At 59.9% G+C, this 20,357-nt stretch carries 17 protein-coding genes; 12 read left to right on the top strand and 5 right to left on the bottom strand.

The genetic code is table 11. The features are described from left to right. Positions 1–240 precede the first annotated feature (240 nt). Positions 241–2,043 carry an acyl-CoA dehydrogenase gene (locus HU718_RS03285; RefSeq protein WP_186612956.1) on the top strand — a complete coding sequence of 601 codons (1,803 nt, stop codon included), beginning with the start codon at positions 241–243 and terminating at the stop codon, positions 2,041–2,043. A 201-nt stretch (positions 2,044–2,244) separates the two neighbouring features. Here HU718_RS03285 and HU718_RS03280 read toward each other — a convergent pair whose 3' ends face one another. From HU718_RS03280 to HU718_RS03270, 3 genes are all read right to left on the bottom strand, one after another. Further along, positions 2,245–4,182 carry a methyl-accepting chemotaxis protein gene (locus HU718_RS03280; RefSeq protein ID WP_186612958.1) on the bottom strand — a complete coding sequence of 646 codons (1,938 nt, stop codon included), beginning with the start codon at positions 4,180–4,182 and terminating at the stop codon, positions 2,245–2,247. A gap of 99 nt (positions 4,183–4,281) precedes the next feature. Next, positions 4,282–4,584, bottom strand: a complete 303-nt coding sequence (locus HU718_RS03275; protein ID WP_016987569.1) for a cell division protein ZapA — start codon at positions 4,582–4,584, stop codon at positions 4,282–4,284. Continuing rightward, positions 4,581–4,811 carry a hypothetical protein gene (locus HU718_RS03270; protein WP_007909525.1) on the bottom strand — a complete coding sequence of 77 codons (231 nt, stop codon included), beginning with the start codon at positions 4,809–4,811 and terminating at the stop codon, positions 4,581–4,583. Before HU718_RS03270 ends, HU718_RS03275 begins: the two co-directional genes overlap by 4 nt. 278 nt (positions 4,812–5,089) lie before the next feature. Between HU718_RS03270 and HU718_RS03265 the strand changes: the two genes are divergently transcribed. The 4 genes from HU718_RS03265 (at position 5,090) to selO (ending at position 13,681) form a co-directional block, all read left to right on the top strand. After that, the gene (locus HU718_RS03265; RefSeq protein WP_095120690.1) at positions 5,090–6,715 is read left to right on the top strand and encodes a methyl-accepting chemotaxis protein; all 1,626 of its coding nucleotides are present in this window, start codon (positions 5,090–5,092) and stop codon (positions 6,713–6,715) included. Positions 6,716–7,038: 323 nt separating this feature from the next. Then, complete coding sequence (locus tag HU718_RS03260; protein ID WP_095120691.1) at positions 7,039–8,781, top strand: potassium/proton antiporter; 1,743 nt, start codon at positions 7,039–7,041, stop codon at positions 8,779–8,781. Between the two features lie 34 nt (positions 8,782–8,815). Next, positions 8,816–12,169: a mechanosensitive channel MscK gene (gene mscK / locus HU718_RS03255; protein WP_102899491.1), complete on the top strand. Its 3,354-nt coding sequence runs from the start codon at positions 8,816–8,818 to the stop codon at positions 12,167–12,169. A 48-nt stretch (positions 12,170–12,217) separates the two neighbouring features. Beyond that, positions 12,218–13,681, top strand: coding sequence for a protein adenylyltransferase SelO (selO, locus tag HU718_RS03250; protein ID WP_186612960.1), 1,464 nt, complete (start codon positions 12,218–12,220; stop codon positions 13,679–13,681). A gap of 6 nt (positions 13,682–13,687) precedes the next feature. On the opposite strand, the gene HU718_RS03245 is transcribed toward selO, so the two are convergent. Next, the gene (locus HU718_RS03245; protein ID WP_052229391.1) at positions 13,688–14,035 is read right to left on the bottom strand and encodes a helix-turn-helix domain-containing protein; all 348 of its coding nucleotides are present in this window, start codon (positions 14,033–14,035) and stop codon (positions 13,688–13,690) included. Between the two features lie 361 nt (positions 14,036–14,396). On the opposite strand from HU718_RS03245, the gene trxC reads away from it, so the two are divergent. Continuing rightward, entirely contained in the window at positions 14,397–14,831 is a 435-nt protein-coding gene (gene trxC, locus HU718_RS03240; RefSeq protein ID WP_186612962.1) for a thioredoxin TrxC, read from the top strand. Between the two features lie 129 nt (positions 14,832–14,960). Here the strand turns inward: trxC and HU718_RS03235 are convergent, their stop codons facing one another. Continuing rightward, positions 14,961–15,731, bottom strand: a complete 771-nt coding sequence (locus HU718_RS03235) for a ParA family protein (protein WP_150708710.1) — start codon at positions 15,729–15,731, stop codon at positions 14,961–14,963. A 356-nt stretch (positions 15,732–16,087) separates the two neighbouring features. On the opposite strand from HU718_RS03235, the gene HU718_RS03230 reads away from it, so the two are divergent. The 6 genes from HU718_RS03230 to HU718_RS03205 are packed head-to-tail and all read left to right on the top strand — an operon-like array spanning position 16,088 to position 20,321. Beyond that, entirely contained in the window at positions 16,088–16,813 is a 726-nt protein-coding gene (locus HU718_RS03230; RefSeq protein WP_102899495.1) for a beta-ketoacyl synthase chain length factor, read from the top strand. Then, the gene (locus tag HU718_RS03225; RefSeq protein WP_150708711.1) at positions 16,789–17,598 is read left to right on the top strand and encodes a lysophospholipid acyltransferase family protein; all 810 of its coding nucleotides are present in this window, start codon (positions 16,789–16,791) and stop codon (positions 17,596–17,598) included. The genes HU718_RS03230 and HU718_RS03225 overlap by 25 nt, the downstream gene beginning before the upstream one ends. After that, entirely contained in the window at positions 17,579–17,839 is a 261-nt protein-coding gene (locus tag HU718_RS03220; RefSeq protein WP_016983882.1) for a phosphopantetheine-binding protein, read from the top strand. Before HU718_RS03225 ends, HU718_RS03220 begins: the two co-directional genes overlap by 20 nt. A gap of 9 nt (positions 17,840–17,848) precedes the next feature. Then, entirely contained in the window at positions 17,849–18,103 is a 255-nt protein-coding gene (locus HU718_RS03215; protein ID WP_007909503.1) for an acyl carrier protein, read from the top strand. After that, a complete protein-coding gene (locus tag HU718_RS03210; protein WP_186612964.1) occupies positions 18,100–18,645 on the top strand; it encodes a COG4648 family protein in 546 nt (181 codons plus the stop codon). Before HU718_RS03215 ends, HU718_RS03210 begins: the two co-directional genes overlap by 4 nt. Continuing rightward, positions 18,642–20,321, top strand: a complete 1,680-nt coding sequence (locus HU718_RS03205; protein ID WP_186612966.1) for an acyl-CoA synthetase family protein — start codon at positions 18,642–18,644, stop codon at positions 20,319–20,321. The genes HU718_RS03210 and HU718_RS03205 overlap by 4 nt, the downstream gene beginning before the upstream one ends. Positions 20,322–20,357 lie beyond the last annotated feature (36 nt).

The following is a 20,357-nucleotide window of genomic DNA, read 5'->3' as shown; positions in this document are numbered from 1 at the left end:
CCGCAATGGCCGCCTGGATTGCAATTCCCCTGTGGGAGCGAGCCTGCTCGCGAAGACGGAGTGTCAGTCGACATCAATGTTGCCTGAACCACCGCTTTCGCGAGCAGGCTCGCTCCCACAGTTGTTTTGGGGTGTTTGTTAAGTTGGTGCTCGGCTCTAACATCACCGCGATCAATCATCCTGTTCAGCCTTTATCAGCACGCCTAGACTCGGCCCAACCCCAATTTCAGGTAGGCCGCCATGTCCGAGACGCTGCTCAGTTCCCGCAATCTGGCTTTCGAGCTGTATGAAGTCCTTGATGCCGAGGGCCTGACCCGGCGTGAGCGCTTTGCCGAGCACAATCGCGAAACCTTCGACGCCGCCATCGGCACCGCGCGCAACATCGCCGAGAAGTACTTTGCACCACACAACCGCAAGGGCGACGAGAACGAACCACGCTACGAAGACGGTCAGGCGATTTTGATTCCTGAAGTGAAACCAGCGGTGGATGCCTTCCTTGAAGCCGGATTCCTCAACGCCGCGAGAAGTTTCGACGCCGGCGGCATGCAGCTTCCTACACTGCTGTCGCAAGCCTGCTTCGCGCATTTCCAGTCAGCCAACGCGGCTTCGACCTCGTACCCGTTCCTGACCATGGGCGCGGCGAATCTGATCGAGAGTTTTGGCACCGACGAGCAGAAACAGCGCTTCCTGCAGCCCATGATCGACGGCCGTTTTTTCGGAACCATGGCCTTGACCGAACCGCACGCGGGTTCATCGCTGTCAGATATTCGTACACGCGCCGAGCCGGCGTCCGACGGCACCTATCGCCTGAAGGGCAACAAGATCTTCATTTCCGGCGGCGATCACCCGCTGTCGGAGAACATCGTGCACATGGTCCTGGCCAAGCTGCCCGATGCGCCTGCGGGTGTTAAAGGTATCTCGCTGTTTATCGTGCCAAAGTTTCTGGTCAACGATGACGGCAGCCTCGGTCAGCGTAATGACGTACTGCTGGCCGGGCTGTTTCACAAGATGGGCTGGCGCGGCACAACCTCCACAGCGCTGAACTTCGGCGATAACGGCGAGTGTGTCGGCTATCTGGTGGGCGAGCCGCATCGCGGTTTGAGCTATATGTTCCAGATGATGAACGAAGCACGGATCGGCGTCGGCATGGGCGCGGTGATGCTCGGTTATGCCGGTTATCTGTACTCGCTGGAGTACGCCCGCGAGCGGCCGCAGGGTCGCGTGCCGGACAGCAAGGATCCGACCACTGCGCCGGTAGCGATCATTCAGCATGCGGACGTCAGACGCATGCTGCTAACGCAAAAATCCTACGTCGAAGGTGCCTTTGACCTCGGTTTGTATGCCGCCCGTTTGTTCGATGACACCACCACGCTTGAGTCTGAAGCCGAGCGTAAACAGGCGCATGAGTTGCTGGATTTGCTGACTCCGATCGTCAAATCCTGGCCATCGGAGTTCTGCCTCAAGGCCAACGAACTGGCGATCCAGATTCTCGGCGGTCACGGTTATACCCGTGAATACCCGGTGGAGCAGTACTACCGCGATAACCGCTTGAACCCGATCCATGAAGGCACCCACGGTATTCAGTCGCTGGACTTGCTCGGGCGCAAACTGGCGCAGAACGGCGGCGCGGGACTGAAGCAACTGATTCGACTGATCGCCAACACGGCTGAGCGCGCAACGGCATACGAATCGCTGACCGCGTTGCGTGAGCCTTTAGAGAAACTGGTGGCGCGCCTGCAAACGGTGACCATCGGTTTGTTGACCGATCTGGCACAGGGCAAGGTCAATAGCAGCCTGGCGAACTCTGCGCTGTACCTGAAGGTGTTCGGGCACACGGTGATTGGCTGGCGCTGGCTGGAGCAGGCGATTCGTGCCGAGGAAGGGTTGGCCAAAGGGAATGCAGCGGATGCTGACTTCTATAAGGGCAAGTTGCAGGCGGCGCGGTATTTTCTGACGTGGGAAGTGCCGGGTTGCCACCATGAGCTGGTGTTGCTGGAGGCGCGGGATGATACGTGTCTGGCGATGCAGGATGCTTGGTTCTGAAACGCCACCCTCACCCCAGCCCTCTCCCGGAGGGAGAGGGGGCCGAACGGGGGATGCTTGAATACTCCGTCGACCTGAAAGAAGCTCACCGAATCCATAATCGACTGGCGTTTTCAGGTCGATGTATAGCGAAAGACACCTCGGTCAGTCCCCTCTCCCCCTGGGAGAGGGTTAGGGTGAGGGGCTTTTCTGGCTCAACACTCAACTCAACTTGAACCCACCCATCTGCCTTGCCAAATCATCCGCCAACCTCTGCAACATCTGGCAGTCTTCACGACACGCCCGCACCTCCCCCGCCGTCGCCCGCGCCAGATCAGAAATCCCCTGCACATTACGGTTGATCTCTTCAGTCACCGCCGACTGCTCTTCCGTCGCCGTCGCCACCTGATGGTTCATGTCGCTGATGCGCTCGACCTGACCGGTAATCGCCGTCAGCGACGCCCCGGTGCGCTGACTCGACTCAACCCCGGTGCCAGTCGCCGCCTGGCCGGTACGCATCGACGACACGGCGTTTTCCGCACCTTGCTTGAGGCTACCGATCATCTGCTGAATCTCGTCAGTAGACGCTTGAGTGCGTCGCGCCAAGGTGCGCACTTCATCAGCGACAACCGCAAAGCCGCGCCCCATATCCCCAGCCCGCGCCGCTTCGATCGCCGCGTTCAGCGCCAAAAGATTGGTCTGCTCGGACACCCCGCGAATCACAGCTAACACCGAGTCGATCGACGCCACTTGATGCGCCAGCTCCCCCACTGCCCCCGCCGCAACGCCAATCTCATCGGACATGCTTTCAATATGCCGAATCGAGCCACCGACCACTTCCCGCGCCTGCATCGCTTCATCGCGCGCGGTTTGCGAGGCCAGTGCCGCATTACCAGCGTTCTGCGCAATCTCCTGCACGGTCAGACCCATCTCGTGAACGGCAGTCGCGACCATGTCAGTCATTTCCTGCTGACGACCCGAGCGCTCTGCGGTGTTCTCCACCACTTTCGCCACTTGCCCCACTGCCGTACGCAGACGCTCGCTGGTGGTCAGCACTTCAGCGATCATCCCGCGCTGGCTGTCGAGGAAACGATTGAAGCCGCGCGCGAGGTCGCCCAACTCATCGGCGCGACTGGAATCTAACCGGTGGGTCAAATCTCCCCCACCGCTACCGATTGCTACCAATGCAGCTGTTACTTGGCGAATCGGCCGCACCAAACCTTGCGCCAGCCACACCACCAACGCGAGGCACACCAGTGCCACGGCCAGACCAATGCCGCCGCTCATCCACATCGCTTTACGGGCTTCGGCGTAGATCTGCGATTGCGGCACTTCGGCCACCAGAGTCCAGCCCAGATCACGCAACGGCAGGCTGAAGGCGAGGAAATCTTCGCCATCCCTCTGGAAGCTGCTGCTGATCGCCGTTTTCTGGCCCATGACGGCCTGCGCTGCATTGGCGCCGATCTGCTCGCTCAAGGTGCGTTTGCCGCTGAACTGCGCCTCGGGATGCACCTGGATCAAACCGTCGGAACGCACAAGATAGACCTTGCCGCGCTCGCCAAAGCTGAAGTTGTGAATCAGCTCCGACAGCTCTTTCATGCTCAAACCGAGCCCGGCCACACCGACGACTTTGCCGGCCTGCTCGACCTTCAGATCGATGAACAGCGCCAGTTCTCCGGTGGCGCCGTCGTTGTCGATATTGAGAGTGCGCGGCTGATTGCTGTCGAGGAAGGAATAGAACCACGCGTCAGCCGGTTTTGAACGGCTGAGGGTGCGATCCAGGCCTTTTTCGGTGATGTAATGATTGGATTCGGTGCCGATGATCAAAGCGGTAAAGGCTTTATGTTCGGCGCGGATGCCTTCCAGATACTGCGCGAAGCCCGCCGTTTTGCTGCTGTCTTCGCCAGTAGCGAGCCAGTCGCGGACCATTGTGTTGCTGGCAATATCCTTGGCCGCCGTCAGCGGTTGCACAAGGATGCGTTCGATATCGTTACGCGTCGCTTCGATGCTCGACGGCAGGGCTTGTTCGACCAGATAGCTCTGGGCGAGGCGGTTGACCACCAGGGTATAAATGCCAACCACGATCAGGATGCTGATCAGCAGGGCCGTGCCCATGCTGAGAATCAGCTGCCATTGAATACTGCGTCGCCACAACTGCATGGAGCACCCCCAAAGAATAAGTGGCCGAAACAATGCAACAGCCGTGCCGATTGTATACAACTCAGTCGACAATCTATTCTTTGGTTGTGCGCAGCTCCATTAACCCTGGTTAATGGTCTTGGCGATGGTGTCGACCGTGGCGCTGACTTGCTCTTGGTAACGGTCGAGTTCTTCCTGGTGTTGCTTCTTCATTTCGATCTGCTGCGAGCACAGATTCATCGCCGCCAACACCAGCAAGCGATCACCGATCAGCGTCGGGTATTTGCGTTTGGTGTCGTCCAGCGCAGCCTTGAGCATCATGGCCGCGTCCAGCAGGGTCTGTTCTTCCCCGGCCGGTGCCTTGATCGAATAGTCCTCCCCGAGAATGGAGACGACTTTTACCCCTGCTGTGTGGTGGTTCATGCGCTGACAGGACCGGCGTTGACGCGATCAACCAGTGCCTGAATGCGTGCAGCAGTGGCGCCGTGCTTTTCTTCCTGCTCCATCAGGTTCAGTTGCAGGCTTTCGTTTTCATCCTTGGCCTGGGCCAGTTCCGTGGACAGGGTCTGGTTGGTTTGCGCGAGGGTCTGGTTCTGTTGCACCAGGTCGCTGACGAGCTGTTCCAATTGGCTGAGGGATGCTTCCAACATTTTGATCTTCCAAGCGTTTTTCAAAGGGCGCGTACGATAAAGAAAAGTCATCACGGATGCCAGGGTTAAACCGGCGCAAAGCCTTGATTTTCCTGGCGGCCGACCGTTCCTGCGAGTTTTAAAGACTGTGATCTGCCGATCTGGTTCCTGCACTTCGTCGCCCAAGCCCTTCTGCGACAAATACGCACAGTGCCTCAAGACTTTAGTCGTATGACCGATAAGTCATCCATACAGCAGTCTCAGCCCGCATGGAAGCGGCCCTCTCTTGGTATCCGCCCATGTCCCTCCGCAATATGAATATCGCCCCACGGGCGTTTACCGGTTTCGCCCTGATCGGCGGCCTGATGCTGATTCTCGGCGTGTTCGCGCTGAATCAGATGAGCAAAATCCGCGCAGCAGGCGAAGACATCGCCACGGCCAGCGTGCCTTCCATCAAAGCCCTCGACGAATTCACCCAACTGACCCTGCGCCTGCGCGTTTTGTCGTATCGGTTGCTGATCAACCGTGAACCGGACGTTCAACAAAAGACTGTCGAACTGTTCGAGTTGCGCAACAAGCAGATCGCCGACGCCCAGCGCGCCTACGAACCGTTGATCGACGGCCCGCAAGAACGTGCGGCTTACGATCAATACGTGCAGTTGCTCGCGCAGTACCGCCAGCTTGAAGACCGGATGAAAACCCTGTCGCGCAACAATCAGATTGATGAACTGCGGCAAATGCTCAACTCGGACTTGCTGAGCAACTCGGAAGCGGTGAACACCGCCCTGGCGCGTTTGCTGGAGATCAACACTCAGCAAATCGCCGAGACGGATAAAGGCGCGAGCGAGCAGTTTTCGATGTCTTTCAACCTTGTGGTTACGCTGTTGGTGATCGCCACTGGCCTGACGTTCCTCTTTGCCTGGCTGCTGACTGTGAGCATCACCAAGCCGATCTCCAAAGCATTGGAAGCTGCGGAAACCATCGCCGAAGGCAACCTGACCCAGCCGATCCACGTTGACGGTGAAGACGAGGCAGGACGTCTGCTCGCGGCCATGGCCAAGATGCAATCGAAGCTGCGTGACACCCTGCAGCGTATTTCCGGCTCGGCCACTCAATTGGCTTCGGCGGCTGAAGAACTGAACAGCGTCACCGACGAAAGCGCGCGCGGCCTGACTCAGCAGAACAATGAAATCGAACAGGCGGCCACTGCGGTCAATGAAATGACGAGCGCCGTGGAAGAAGTCGCGCGCAACGCCGTGAGCACTTCGGAAGCCTCGAAAAACGCCACCACTTCCGCCGGTGACGGGCGTGATCTGGTGCAGGAAACCGTTAGCGCGATCGAACGCATGAGCGCCGATGTGCAGAGCACAGCGTCTCTGATCGGTGATCTGGCTAATGAATCCCGTGACATCGGCAAGGTGCTCGACGTGATTCGTGGTCTGGCCGATCAGACCAACCTGCTGGCACTGAACGCAGCGATTGAAGCGGCACGCGCCGGTGAAGCCGGTCGTGGTTTTGCCGTGGTAGCAGACGAAGTACGTGCCCTGGCGCACCGCACCCAGCAGTCGACCAGCGAAATCGAGCGGATGATCGGCAGCATTCAGAGCGGCACCGAACACGCCGTGGATTCGATGCGCAACAGCACCGAGCGCGCCGAGTCGACCCTGAACATCGCCCGTGGTGCCGGCATGTCGCTGGACACCATCAACACCGCCATCGTCGAAATCAACGAGCGCAACCTGGTGATCGCCAGCGCCGCCGAAGAGCAGGCGCAAGTGGCGCGGGAAGTGGATCGCAATCTGGTGAATATTCGTGATTTGTCGGTGCAATCGGCGACGGGCGCGAATCAGACCAGTGCGGCGAGTAATGAACTGTCGCGGTTGGCGCTGGATCTGAACAACATGGTTGGGCGGTTCAGCCTTTAATTTAGTAGATCAAGATCAAAAGCACCCTCACCCCAGCCCTCTCCCAGAGGGAGAGGGGGAAAGGGAGCAGATTGGGGGCCTTTCAGATTTTGAGTTCGGCTCGATATTGCAAGTCAGCGTACCTCGCACAAACACCGCGATCAGTCCCCTCTCCCCCTGGGAGAGGGCTAGGGTGAGGGCAGCAATCGCCAGCCGAACCCAAACCTCGAATCCCCCAACGTAAAAACCTTTTTGACAGCATCACATTTCAACAGGTTAGAATCGCTGGCACGCAGACTGCATGGTCAGTTTGTGCCCGTCTTTACGCTTCTGGAGTACTGCCTTTGAATGCGACGACCATCAACAGCCTGTTCTTGATCGGCGCGTTGCTGGTAGGCGCAAGCATTCTCGTCAGCTCACTTTCTTCCCGTCTCGGCATCCCGATTCTGGTCATCATCCTCGCTGTCGGCATGGCCGCCGGGGTCGATGGCGGCGGGATCATTTTCGATAACTACCCGACGGCCTATCTGGTCGGCAACCTCGCACTGGCGGTGATCCTCCTCGACGGCGGTTTGCGCACGCGGGTGTCGAGTTTCCGCGTGGCGTTATGGCCAGCGCTATCGCTGGCCACGGTTGGGGTGTTGATCACCACCGGGCTGACCGGCATGGCCGCCGCGTGGCTGTTCGATCTGAACCTCATCCAGGGCTTGCTGATCGGCGCCATCGTCGGCTCGACGGACGCCGCAGCGGTGTTCTCGCTGCTCGGCGGCAAAGGCCTGAACGAACGGGTCACCGCGACTCTTGAAATCGAATCCGGCAGCAACGACCCGATGGCGGTGTTTCTCACCGTGACCCTGATCGACATGCTCGCCAGCGGCCAGACCGGCCTGCACTGGAGCCTGTTGACCCACCTGATCCGCGAGTTCGGCATCGGCGGCGTGATCGGTCTCGGTGGCGGCTGGCTGATGTTGCAACTGGTCAACCGGATCAATCTGGCCGCCGGCCTGTATCCGATTCTGGTGATCGCTGGCGGTCTGGTGGTATTCGCCCTGACCAACGCCCTGCATGGCAGCGGCTTCCTCGCGGTTTATCTGTGCGGTCTGGTGATCGGCAACCGCCCGGTGCGCAGTCGCCACGGCATTCTGCACATGCTCGACGGCATGGCATGGCTGGCGCAGATCGGCATGTTCCTTGTGCTGGGTTTGCTGGTAACGCCGCATGATTTGCTGCCGATCGCCCTGCCCGCTCTCGGTCTGGCACTGTGGATGATTCTGTTTGCGCGGCCACTGTCGGTGATGGTCGGCCTGCTGCCGTTCAAGGCCTTCCATGGCCGCGAAAAAGCCTTTATTTCCTGGGTCGGCCTGCGCGGTGCGGTGCCGATCATTCTCGCGGTGTTCCCGCTGATGGCCGGGCTGCCGAATGCGCAGCTGTACTTCAACCTCGCGTTCTTCATCGTGCTGGTGTCGCTGCTGGTGCAGGGCACGAGCCTGCCGTGGGTGGCCAAGCTGTTGAAGGTGACGGTACCGCCAGAGCCCGCGCCGATTTCCCGCGCGGCGCTGGAAGTCCACGTCACCAGCGAATGGGAGCTGTTCGTTTATAAGCTCGGCGCAGAGAAATGGTGCATCGGTTCGCCCCTGCGCGAACTGAAAATGCCCGAAGGCACACGTATCGCCGCACTGTTTCGTGGCCAGCAACTGCTCCATCCGTCGGGTAGTACGGTGCTGGAAGTCGATGATTTACTGTGTGTTATCGGCCATGAACACAACCTCGGCGCCCTCGGAAAACTGTTCAGCCAGGCGCCGCAACGTGGCCTCGATCTGCGTTTCTTCGGCGATTTCGTACTCGAAGGAGATGCCCAGCTTAAAGCGGTTGCCGCACTCTATGGCCTGCCGGCCGAGGGTATTGATCCGGACATGACCCTGGGCGCCTTCATCGCGCAGAAAGTCGGTGGTGCGCCCATCGTCGGTGACCAGGTGGAATGGAACAACACCCACTGGACGGTTGCGGTCATGGACGGGAACAAGATCGGCAAAGTGGGCGTCAGATTCCCCGAAGGAAGTCGCCCGGGCCCCGGGCTCTTCCTCTAAACTGCGTCCACTCTCACTTGCTTGACCGGTCTCTATGCCTACCCTGCGCTCCTTTTTCGCCGCGGCCCTGCTGGGCCTGAGTCTTACTGTCGGCCCGCTGTACGCCGCCGAACCGCCGTCCAGCGACGCCGTGCAGGCCAGCCTCGACAAGCTCGCCGACAGCAAACTGCCGGATGCCGATAAAAAGGCCCTGCAAACCACCCTGCAGAGCACGCTGACTCAGCTGAACAATCAGCGTGATTACGCACAAAAGCTGATCGACCTCAAACAGCAGCTGGCCACGGCGCCGAAGCAGACGATCGAAAACACTCGCGAACTGACGCGCCTAAAGGCCACGGCGGTCGTGCCGGTGGCACAGCGTTTTCCCAAGGAGTCGATCCAGCAGCTGGAGCAGATCCTGACGGATCGCTCGACCCAGCAAAGCGATCTGCAAAAAGCGCTGGCCGACGCCAACAGTCTGATCATCACTGCCCAGACCCGTCCCGAGCGCGCCCAAGCGGAAATTTCCGCCAGCCAGACGCGCATCCAGCAGATCAACAACATCCTCAAGTCCGGCAAGGACGCCGGCAAGACTGTCAGCAACGAGCAACGCGATCAGTTGAACGCGGAACTGGCAGCGCTGAACGCGCTGATCCCTTTGCGCCGCCAGGAGTTGGCCGGCAACAGCCAGTTGCAGGATCTGGGCAACGCCCAGCATGACCTGCTCTCGGAGAAATCCGACCGCCTCGACCGCGAGATTCAGGAACTGCAGACGCTGATCAATCAGAAGCGTCTGGCGCAGTCGCAGGAAACCGTGACCCAGCAGTCGATCGAGGCGCAGAAGGCCGGCAGCAGCAGCTTGCTCGCCACTGAGAGTTCAGCCAACCTCAAGCTTTCGGACTATCTGCTCAAAAGCACCGACCGCCTCAACGAAGTCACCCAGCAGAACCTGCAGACCAAGCAGCAACTCGACACCCTGACCCAGAGCGATGCCGCCCTCGATGAGCAGATCAACGTGCTCAAGGGCAGCCTGCTGCTGTCGAAGATTCTCTACAAACAGAAGCAAGCTCTGCCACGACTCAAGGTCGATCGTGATCTGGCGGATCAGATCGCCGACATTCGCCTGTATCAGTTCGACGTCAGCCAGCAGCGTGAACTGTTGAGCAATCCGGCGTCCTATGTCGACACCCTGCTGGCCACTCAGCCGCCGGAACAAGTCACCCCGCAGTTGCGCAAAAGCCTGCTGGATCTGGCCAACACACGCGTTGATCTGCTGGAGCGCCTGAACCGCGAACTGAGCTCGATGCTCAACGAATCGATCACCCTGCAACTCAACCAGAAACAACTGCTGAGCACCGCGCAGAGCCTGCGTGCGACCCTCGATGAGCAAATGTTCTGGATTCCCAGCAACAAGCCGCTGGATCTGGAGTGGATGCGGGGTGTACCGGAGCGGCTGAAACGCCAGGTCGATACACTGCCGTGGGCCTCCAGCCTGAGCGAGCTGACCGACGGCCTGACCCAGCGCCCCTTGCTGTTTCTGCCTCTGGCATTGCTGATCGGCGCACTGCTGTGGCGCCGCAAAAGTCTCTACGGTCGCCTGAACAAGGTTCACCAGGACATCGGCCATTTCAAGCGCGACAGCCAGTGGCACACACCGCAGGCCATTCTGATCAATATTCTGCTGGCGATGCCGGTGGCGCTGGGCCTCGCCTTGTGCGGGCTGGCCTTGCAGATCGACGCGCGCGGCCAGAATGCCAACATGGGCGCAGCGCTCCTGCAGATGGGGCAGGCATGGCTGGTGTTCTACACCGCCTATCGAATCCTCGCGCCCGGCGGTGTGGCCGAATTGCACTTCCGCTGGGAAAAACCCCAGGTCGAATTCCTTCAGGGCTGGGTACGCCGGCTCGGGCTGGTGGTCATGGCGCTGGTGGCCGTGGTGGCGGTCGCCGAATTACAACCGGCGGCGCTCGCCGACGACGTCCTCGGCATGCCAGTGGTGCTGACCTGCTACGCGTTGATGGCATGGCTGCTCAGTCGCTTGCTGATCAGCAGCCCGGCCCACGAAAACGCCTCGCTGTTCCGCAAGGCCGTCGGCGTGATGTTCACCCTGCTGCCGATCGCGCTTTTTGTCGCGGTATGTTTCGGCTACTACTACACCGCGCTGAAACTCAGCGACCGTCTGATCAACACCCTGTACCTGCTGATGTTCTGGCTGGTCATCGAAGCAACATTCGTTCGCGGCCTGAGCGTCGCCGCGCGACGTCTGGCCTACCAGCGCGCTCTGGCTAAACGTCAGGCAGCGAAAGAGGCTGGCGATGGCGAAGCGGTGATCGAAGAGCCGACTCTGGACATCGAAAAGGTCAACGAACAGTCCCTGCGCCTGATCCGTCTGGCCCTGCTCGGCGGTTTCATCGCCGCGCTGTACTGGGTCTGGTCGGACCTGATATCGGTGTTCTCGTACCTCGACAACATCACCCTCTACGAATACACCAGCGGCACCGGCGCCAACATGAGCATGGTGCCGATCAGCATCGGCGACATGCTCGGCGCACTGATCATCATCGGCATTACCTTCGCCCTCGCGCGCAACTTGCCCGGCCTGCTGGAAGTGTTTGTGCTGTCCAAGCTCAATCTGGCCCAGGGCAGCGCTTATGCGACCACGACGTTGCTGTCCTACGTGATCGCCGGTGTCGGTTTCGTCTCGACCCTGTCGACCCTCGGCGTCAGCTGGGACAAGTTGCAATGGCTGGTGGCGGCGCTGTCGGTCGGCCTCGGTTTCGGCATGCAGGAGATCTTTGCGAACTTCATCTCCGGCATCATGATCCTCTTCGAACGTCCGGTACGGATCGGTGACACCATCACCATCGGCAACCTGTCGGGCACGGTGAGCAAGATCCGCATCCGTGCCACGACCATCACCGACTTCGACCGCAAGGACATCATTGTCCCGAACAAGACGTTTATTACCGGGCAATTGATCAACTGGTCGCTGACCGACACCATCACCCGCGTGACGCTGAAGCTCGGTGTCGATTACGGCTCGGATCTGGATCTGGTCAAGGAACTGCTGCTCAAGGCTGCCCGCGAGAACCCGCGCGTGCTCAAGGAACCCGAGCCGCATGTGTACTTCCTCAACTTCGGCGAAAGCACCCTCGACCACGAGTTGCGCATGCACGTGCGCGACCTCGGTGACCGCAATCCGGTGCTCGATGAGGTCAACCGCTTTATCAACCGCGAGTTCAAGAAGCAGCACATCAACATCTCGTTCCGCCAGATGGAGGTCTACCTGAAGAACCTTCACGGTCAGGAATACAAGATGGTGCCGATCGAACCGGAAACGAAAACCATCGTGCCGATCGCCGACGATCAGAAACCGCTGCAAGAGCCGCCGCCGGCCAAACTCGACTAACCGGTCTATACCCAGCAGAATGCTCGGACATTCTGCTGGAGCCGGCCCTTGAAAGCCCTCGACGAACTGACCTTCGATAATCGCTTCGCCCGCTTGGGCGATGCGTTCTCCGCCCATGTGCTGCCCGAGCCGATCGACAATCCGCGCCTAGTCGTCGCCAGCCCGGCGGCCCTAGCCTTGCTCGATCTCGATCCGGCGACCGCTGAAACCCAGGAATTTGCCGAACTGTTCGGCGGCCACAAGCTGTGGGCCGATGCCGAACCGCGGGCAATGGTCTATTCCGGACATCAGTTCGGCGGCTACACGCCGCAATTGGGTGACGGTCGTGGCTTGCTGCTCGGCGAGGTGTACAACGCGGCCGGCGAGCATTGGGACCTGCACCTGAAGGGCGCCGGGCAGACGCCGTTTTCGCGCATGGGCGATGGCCGTGCGGTGCTGCGTTCGTCGATCCGCGAGTTCCTTGCTTCCGAGGCGCTATACGCGCTGAACATTCCTTCGTCGCGCGCGGCGTGCGTGATCGGCTCCGACACCCCGGTCTGGCGTGAAAAGCAGGAACGCGCAGCGATGGTCCTGCGTCTGGCGCCGAGCCACATCCGCTTCGGCCACTTCGAATATTTCTATTACACCAAACGCCCCGAGCAGCAAAAGCAGCTGGGCGAGCACGTGCTGGCGATGCATTTCCCTGAGTGCCTGGAGCAACCGGAACCGTATCTGGCGATGTTCCGCGAGATCGTCGAGCGCAACGCCGAACTGATCGCCAAATGGCAGGCCTACGGCTTCTGCCACGGCGTAATGAACACCGACAACATGTCGATCCTCGGCATCACCTTCGACTTCGGCCCGTTTGCCTTCCTCGACGATTTCGACGCCAACTTCATCTGCAACCACTCCGATGATCAGGGTCGCTACTCGTTCAGCAATCAGGTGCCGGTGGGCCAGTGGAACCTCAGTGCATTGGCTCAAGCGTTGACGCCGTTCATCAGTGTTGAAGCCCTGCGCGAAACCCTCGGCTTGTATCTGCCGCTGTTTCAGGCGCACTACCTCGACCTGATGCGCCGGCGCCTCGGTTTCACCACCGCCGAAGACGATGACCAGAAGCTGTTGGAAAACCTGCTGCAACTGATGCAGAACAGTGGCGTCGACTACACGCTGTTCTTCCGTCGTCTCGGTGAAGAGTCCGCCGAACAGGCCGTCGCCCAGTTGCGTGATGACTTCGTCGACATCAAGGGTTTCGACGCCTGGGGCGAACGCTACGTCGCCCGGGTTGCCCGCGATGGCGACACCGATCAGGAACAACGGCGCACCCGCATGCATGCAGTCAATCCGCTATACATCCTGCGCAATTACCTGGCGCAAAAAGCCATCGACGCGGCAGAGCAAGGGGATTACTCAGAAGTACGCCGGCTGCACGCGGTGCTGAGCAAACCATTTGACGAGCAGCCGGGGATGGACGGTTATGCCGAGCGGCCGCCGGAGTGGGGCAAGCATTTGGAGATCAGTTGTTCTTCCTGAGGCGGCCTAGATAAACACGTCTACAGGCAGCTTGAAGTACTCAGCCAACCATCGAACCTGTCGCAGGTTTAGTTGCCGCTTGCCGCTCAGGATCTCAGAGACGACTGACTGAGTGCCCACTCCAGGCAAGTCGCTCTGGGTCAAACCATGCTCACGCATCAGATATCCCAATACTTCAAAACCCGGAGGTTTTGGGACCGGGTGATGCGTTTGATCCCATTCTTCAATCCAGTCACCAATGATATCCACCAAGCTCATCAACGGATGAGACTCGTCATCGCCGGTAATTTCCAGCAGTTCGTCGACCGCCAACACCAAGGCATCGTAGTCGTCTTCGTTTTCTGGCAACTGCAGAAAACGAGTAAAGAGACCCGGACCTTGGTCCGCACCGGAATCAAGGCAAACACTTTCAAAGCCAACAGAGTCCCCGGTGAGCGAACAACTCGTCCGGGCATTTAAGGTTTTTAGATATTCAGAGCCCTTCAAAAGCTCCGAGAGTGGAAGGCGTTTAACGGTCTTGGCGGTCATAGGAAGGTATTTCGCTCAGTTCTGCACAAAATGACCGATTAGATAAAATACAGATAGTCAGCCTCCGCGCAGACGTGCGTAGGCCCTTTCCTCAACTGAGGAAGGTAACGACCTACAGATCAATTCCTTGATAATCGTGACTTTGCCTCCAGATCAGTCTCATAGACGTCCTGCCTGAGAACCCATCATGTCCGAACCACTCCTCATCCCCTGCCCCTCCTGCAACGGCCTCAACCGCATCCCCGCCGAGCGCCTGGCGGATCAGCCCAAGTGCGGGCGCTGCAAATCCGCCGTGCTGTTGAGCAAACCCTTCGAACTCAAGCAAGGTGATTACGCCAGCCAGATCAAAGGCGATCTGCCGTTGTTGGTGGATGTCTGGGCGGATTGGTGCGGGCCGTGCAAGTCGTTTGCGCCGGTGTTCGAGCAGGCGGCGGCGCAGTTGGCGGGCAAGTGCCGCTTGGCCAAGCTTGATAGCGAGGCGAATCAGCAGTTGTCGGCGCAGTTGGGGATTCGCTCGATTCCGAGTTTGATTCTGTTCAAGAACGGCAAGGAAGTGGCACGGCAGAGTGGTGCGTTTCCGCTGCCGCAGCTGATGGCGTGGCTGCGTAGCCAGGGGATCTGACACACCAGGACCCAATGTGGGAGCGAGCCTGCTCGCGAAGGCGTCCGTTCAGTCAACACAGATGTTGAATGTACTGGCCTCTTCGCGAGCAGGCTCGCTCCCACAGGGGGTTGGGTGCAATCCGGGAAATCAGTGATCTTCGAGCAGATTGTGCAGTTCAACGAACTGCTGGGTCAGCTTGTGTCGTGGGTCGAGGTGAATCAGCGGCATGCTGGCCTGGTGCGATTCGCGCATGCGCACAGAACTGCTCAGATACACCGGCAATACCGGCAAACCTTCAGTAATCAACTCATCGAGCATCTGCTGAGGCAGGCTTGCCCGGGCCTGAAACTGATTGACCACAATGCCTTCTACTTCCAGACCTTCGTTGTGGTCTTCCTTCAGCTCTTCGATTTCCGCGATCAGGCCGTACAGAGCCTGACGGGAAAAGCTGTCGCAGTCGAAGGGAATCAATACCCGATCAGCGGCAATCAACGCCGATACTGCATAGAAATTCAAGGCTGGCGGGGTATCGAGGTAAATCCGGTCGTAATCCTCGGACAACTCATCCAGCAACTTACGCAACTTGTTGATCTTGTGCTTGGCCTCGAGCTTGGGCTGCAAATCGGCCAGCTCGGCCGTCGCGGTGATGATGTGCAGGTTGTCGAACGGCGTTTCGTAGATATCCGCCTGATTCTTCTTCGAGAACGGCCCCGAAGACAGGGTCTGCTTGAAGAAGTCGGCAATTCCCATCGGGATGTCATTGCCGGTCAGCCCGGTCAGATATTGAGTGGAGTTGGCCTGGGCATCGAGGTCCACCAACAGCGTGCGATAACCCTCGCTCGCGCTGACCGCCGCCAGATTGCAGGCAATGCTCGACTTGCCTACGCCACCTTTCTGATTGAACACCACGCGCCGCATGACCAAACCTCCGTGTATCAAAGAATGACCGAGTGTAGATGCGCTCGACCTCGCTTCGCTACCTTGACGGACACGGACTACAAAGTCAGGTGCAAATATCCGCGGACAGATAGGGCAATCGCCGCCATTGATCGCCGAGATTCCTGACAGACAAGCCGCTCACGATCTGGATAATGGCCAAGTGACAGTTTTCTTGCGAACCACTCGGTACATTTCATTGCACAAAATGTAACCAGCATTTGCTACACACTCGTCGCACCGGGATAATGCGCGCCACCCGGCGCCAAGCGCCACGTCAAGCCTGCTGCGGCTTTGGCGACCAAACGCGTCAACAAAAGCCCGCAGGGGCGGGATGAATGTCCGTGATCAACTTCAACATCGCCCAATGGCGCGCGTGGGCTCCTGGCCTCGACAGCGTGGACGCCTGGCAGGCCTGGAGCCGACAACCGGTCGTGCTCCAGCGCAGTGATGCCGCGCCCGATGTGTCGTTTTTGCCGGCCATGCAGCGCCGCCGCCTCAGCCGACTGGCGCGCATGGCGTTCAGCGTGGGCTGGCCCTTGGCCGACGGACGGGAGAATCTGCCGCTGGTGTTCGTTTCGCGTCACGGCGAAACCCCGCGTACCTACGAGATCCTCACCGATCTGGCCAACGAACAGCCGCTGTCGCCGACGCAGTTCAGCCTCTCGGTGCACAACGCGATCATCGGCTTGTGGTCGATCATGCGCGGCGAGACCAGCGAAATGACTGCCCTCGCCGCTGCCGGCGACGGCCTCGAACACGGCATGCTCGAAGCCGCAGCCCTGCTCAATGAAGGCGCCCCGGCGGTGTTGCTGGTGATCACCGAAGAACAACCGCCCGAAGCGTATTCGGCGTGGATCGACGACGTGCCGTTTCCCTACGCGCTCGGTCTTTTGCTCACCCCCGGTACCGACTGGCGGCTGACCCTGAACAGCACCACAGAAACACGGTCAAAAGCGCACTGGCCGCACGCGCTCAACTTGCTGCGAACCCTGCTCGGCCAGCAACCCCATTGCCAACATGCCTGGAAAAATCGCGTATGGACCTGGCAACGCAACCCGTGACCGAGAAAAACCGCGACGCCTATTACTGGCGCTTGCTGGCTACCGCTGCAAGCTTCGCCCTGTTCGGGCTGGGCGGACTGTGCCTGCGCGTGCTGGTGTTTCCGCTGCTCGGATGCCTGCCGGGTGATGCGCTGAAACATCGGCAGCGCGCGCGGCAGACCGTCAGTCGGCTGTTCTGGTTTTTCGTCCGGTTCATGGCCCGTACCGGCGTGCTGACCTATGACATTCAAGGGGCTGAACGTCTTGGCCGCCCCGGGCAGATGATCATCGCCAATCACCCGTCGTTGATCGACGTGGTGTTCCTGATCGGTCTGGTGCGCCAGGCCAATTGCGTGGTGAAGAAAAGCCTGTGGGAAAACCCCTTCACCCGTGGCCCGCTGCGCAGCACCGAATACATCAGCAACGACGGCAGCATGGACATGCTCGATGGCGCCGCCCAATCCCTGCAAAACGGCCAGACCCTGATCATCTTTCCCGAAGGCACGCGCACCCAGCCCGGTCAGGCGCCGGCCTTTCATCGGGGCGCTGCGGCGATTGCCCTGCGCGGTGCGAAAATCCTCACGCCGGTGATTATCAAGGTCAGCCCGACCACGCTGACCAAAGCCGAGCCTTGGTATCGAATCCCCAATCGCCGCGTGCACTTCAGTTTTCGCGTCGGCGCCGATATAGACCCACAGACTTTCGCCGCGCAGGGGCCAGCCCCGCAAGCTTCGCGCAAGCTCAACGATTATTTGCACACCTACTTTATTAAGGAGCTCGCCGAAGATGAGCGATCTGAATCGTGACATCAAACTGCTGATCATCGACGCCCTCGGCCTCGAAGACATCAGTGTCGACGACATTGGCGACGAGCAGACGCTGTTCGGCGAAGGCCTGGGTCTGGATTCCGTCGACGCGCTGGAACTGGGTCTGGCGATCCAGAAAAAATACGGCATCAAGATCGACGCCGACGCCAAAGACACCCGTAACCATTTCACCAACGTGGCCAGCCTTGCGGCGTTCGTCACGGCAAAACAGGCAGCTTGAGACCGGACCATGCAAACTCGTGACGATATTTTCAACACCCTGCGCGATGCCTTGGTCGAGCTGTTCGAACTGGATCCGGCCCGTGTCAGCCTGGAATCCAATCTGTACCAGGATCTGGAAATCGACAGCATCGACGCGGTCGATCTGATCGATCACATCAAGCGCCAGACCGGCAAGAAAATCGCCGCCGAAGAGTTCAAATCGGTGCGCACGGTCGGTGACGTGGTCGAGGCGGTCTACCGTCTGGTTCAACCGGCCGCATGAGCCGACTGATCGGCCTCGGCCTGCTGCTGGCCGGTCTGCTGTACCCCTTTGCGGTGTATTTCGGCATGGAGCATTTTGCTCCGTGGCAGTTCGGCCTGCTGCTGGGCAGCCTGTGGCTGGCGCGGGCGCTGACCGGCGAGCGCAAACCCGGCAGCCTGTGGATGGCTGGCGTGGCCATTGTTTTTTGCCTGCTGCTGGCGCTGTTCGACAGCCCGTTGTTGCTGCGCTGGTACCCGGTGCTGATCAGCGGCTTCATGCTGGTGCTGTTCAGCCTGAGCCTGAAATTCGGGCCGCCGATGGTCGAGCGACTGGCGCGCTTGCGTGAGCCAGAGCTGCCGGACATCGCGATTCGCTACACGCGCAAGGTCACGGTGGCCTGGAGCATGTTTTTCTTCTGCAACGGTTTGTGCGCCGCCCTCCTGACCCTGTGGGCGCCGCTGAATTGGTGGATGTTGTACACCGGTCTGATCTCCTATGGATTGATCGGCCTGATGTTTGCCATTGAATGGCTGATACGACAACGGGTAAGAGGCCGTACATGAACTGGATAAAACTTGAGCAGTTGCTGCTCAAGCCTGTGCCGGCGCGGGCGATCAGCCACGCACCGGCGCTCGAACACGCGCAACTGTGCGAACAGGCGTTGAGCGTTGCCGCCGACCTGCAAGTTCAGGGCGTGAAACGTCTGGCTGTGCACCTGGAGGATGCCGCCGAACTGGCCATCGCTCTGCTGGGTGCATGGCGTGCAGGCGTCAGTGTTCTGCTGCCGTCTGATCTGCAAGCGCAAACCCGCCAGCGCTGGTCGGGCGAAGTCGACCTCTGGCTGACGGATCAGGCCGATGACGCGCAACTGAGCGACTTTAAACATCCGCCGTTGCCCGGCGCCGAACTGGATCTCGACCAGTGCCGTCTGAGCCTGTGCACGTCCGGCTCCAGCGGCGAGCCCAAGCGCATCGACAAGACTCTGCGCCAACTGGCCAACGAGGTCGAAGCGCTGGAGCAACTGTGGGGCGCGGACCTCGGTGAGGCCTGCATCATCGGTAGCCTCGCTACTCAACATATTTACGGATTGCTCTTTCGCGTCCTCTGGCCGCTGTGCTCCGGGCGCCCGTTCTTGCGCAAGCAACTGGCGTTTCCGGAAGACTTGCAGCGTGCCAGCCGCGAATATCCGGCCTTCGCCTGGGTCGCCAGCCCGGCGCTGCTCAAACGCATGGGCGACAACCTCGACTGGCCAGCCCTGAGCGCCGTGCGCCGGGTGTTTTCCTCCGGTGGCGCGCTACCGCTCGAAGCGGCGCAGAGTCTGCAAAAACGCTTGCAACAATGGCCGACGGAAATCCTCGGCAGCTCGGAAACCGGCGGAATCGCCTGGCGTCAGGGCGAACAACTGTGGCAACCGTTCGCCGGTGTCGAACTGAGCCAGGATAACGACGGCGCTCTACTGATCGCTTCACCTTACCTGCCTGCCGGACACGTCGAGCACACCGCTGATGCAGCGCGCATCGCCGCCGATGGTCGTTTCGAACTGTTCGGGCGGCTGGACCGGATCGTCAAACTCGAAGAAAAACGCATTTCTCTGCCCATGCTCGAACAAGCGCTGGTGACCCATGACTGGGTCGCCGAAGCACGTCTCGGCGTAGTGCAGGAAAACCGCGCCTCCCTCGGTGCACTGCTGGTACTCAGCGAGACCGGCCTGTTTGCCTTGCGTGAACACGGCCGTCGCAACCTGACCGAAACCCTGCGCCAGCATTTGCGCCAGCACTGCGAAGCCCTGGCGCTGCCCCGACGCTGGCGACTGGTGCGGCAATTGCCGTTGAACAGCCAAGGCAAGCTGCCGCAGGCCGATATCGAAACGCTGCTGATGGCGCCGCGAGCGAAAGCGCCCGAAGTGCTGTCGCAGGTCGAGACCGAGGGTGAATGGAGTCTGCAACTGAGCGTGCCACCGGATCTGGCTTATTTCAGTGGTCACTTTCCCAAAGCTCCAGTATTGCCCGGTGTGGTGCAGGTGGAATGGGCGCTGCACCTTGGGCGGCAGTTGCTGAATCTGACCGGCCCGTTTGCCGGGATGGAAGTGCTGAAGTTCCAGCAACTGGTTCGGCCCGGTGATGAAGTCCAGTTGCACCTGCGGTTCGACCCGGAGCGGCGCAAGTTGTATTTTGCCTATCGCAATGACACGGCGACCTGCTCCAGTGGGCGGATTCTTTTGGGTGTAGAGCATGATTGACCTTGGTGAGTGCTGCGCACTCAATCGCGAGCAGGC

It is taken from the genome of Pseudomonas tensinigenes, from assembly GCF_014268445.2.
GTDB classification, from domain to species: domain Bacteria; phylum Pseudomonadota; class Gammaproteobacteria; order Pseudomonadales; family Pseudomonadaceae; genus Aquipseudomonas; species Aquipseudomonas tensinigenes.
This window is presented reverse-complemented; position numbering and strand designations above follow the sequence as displayed.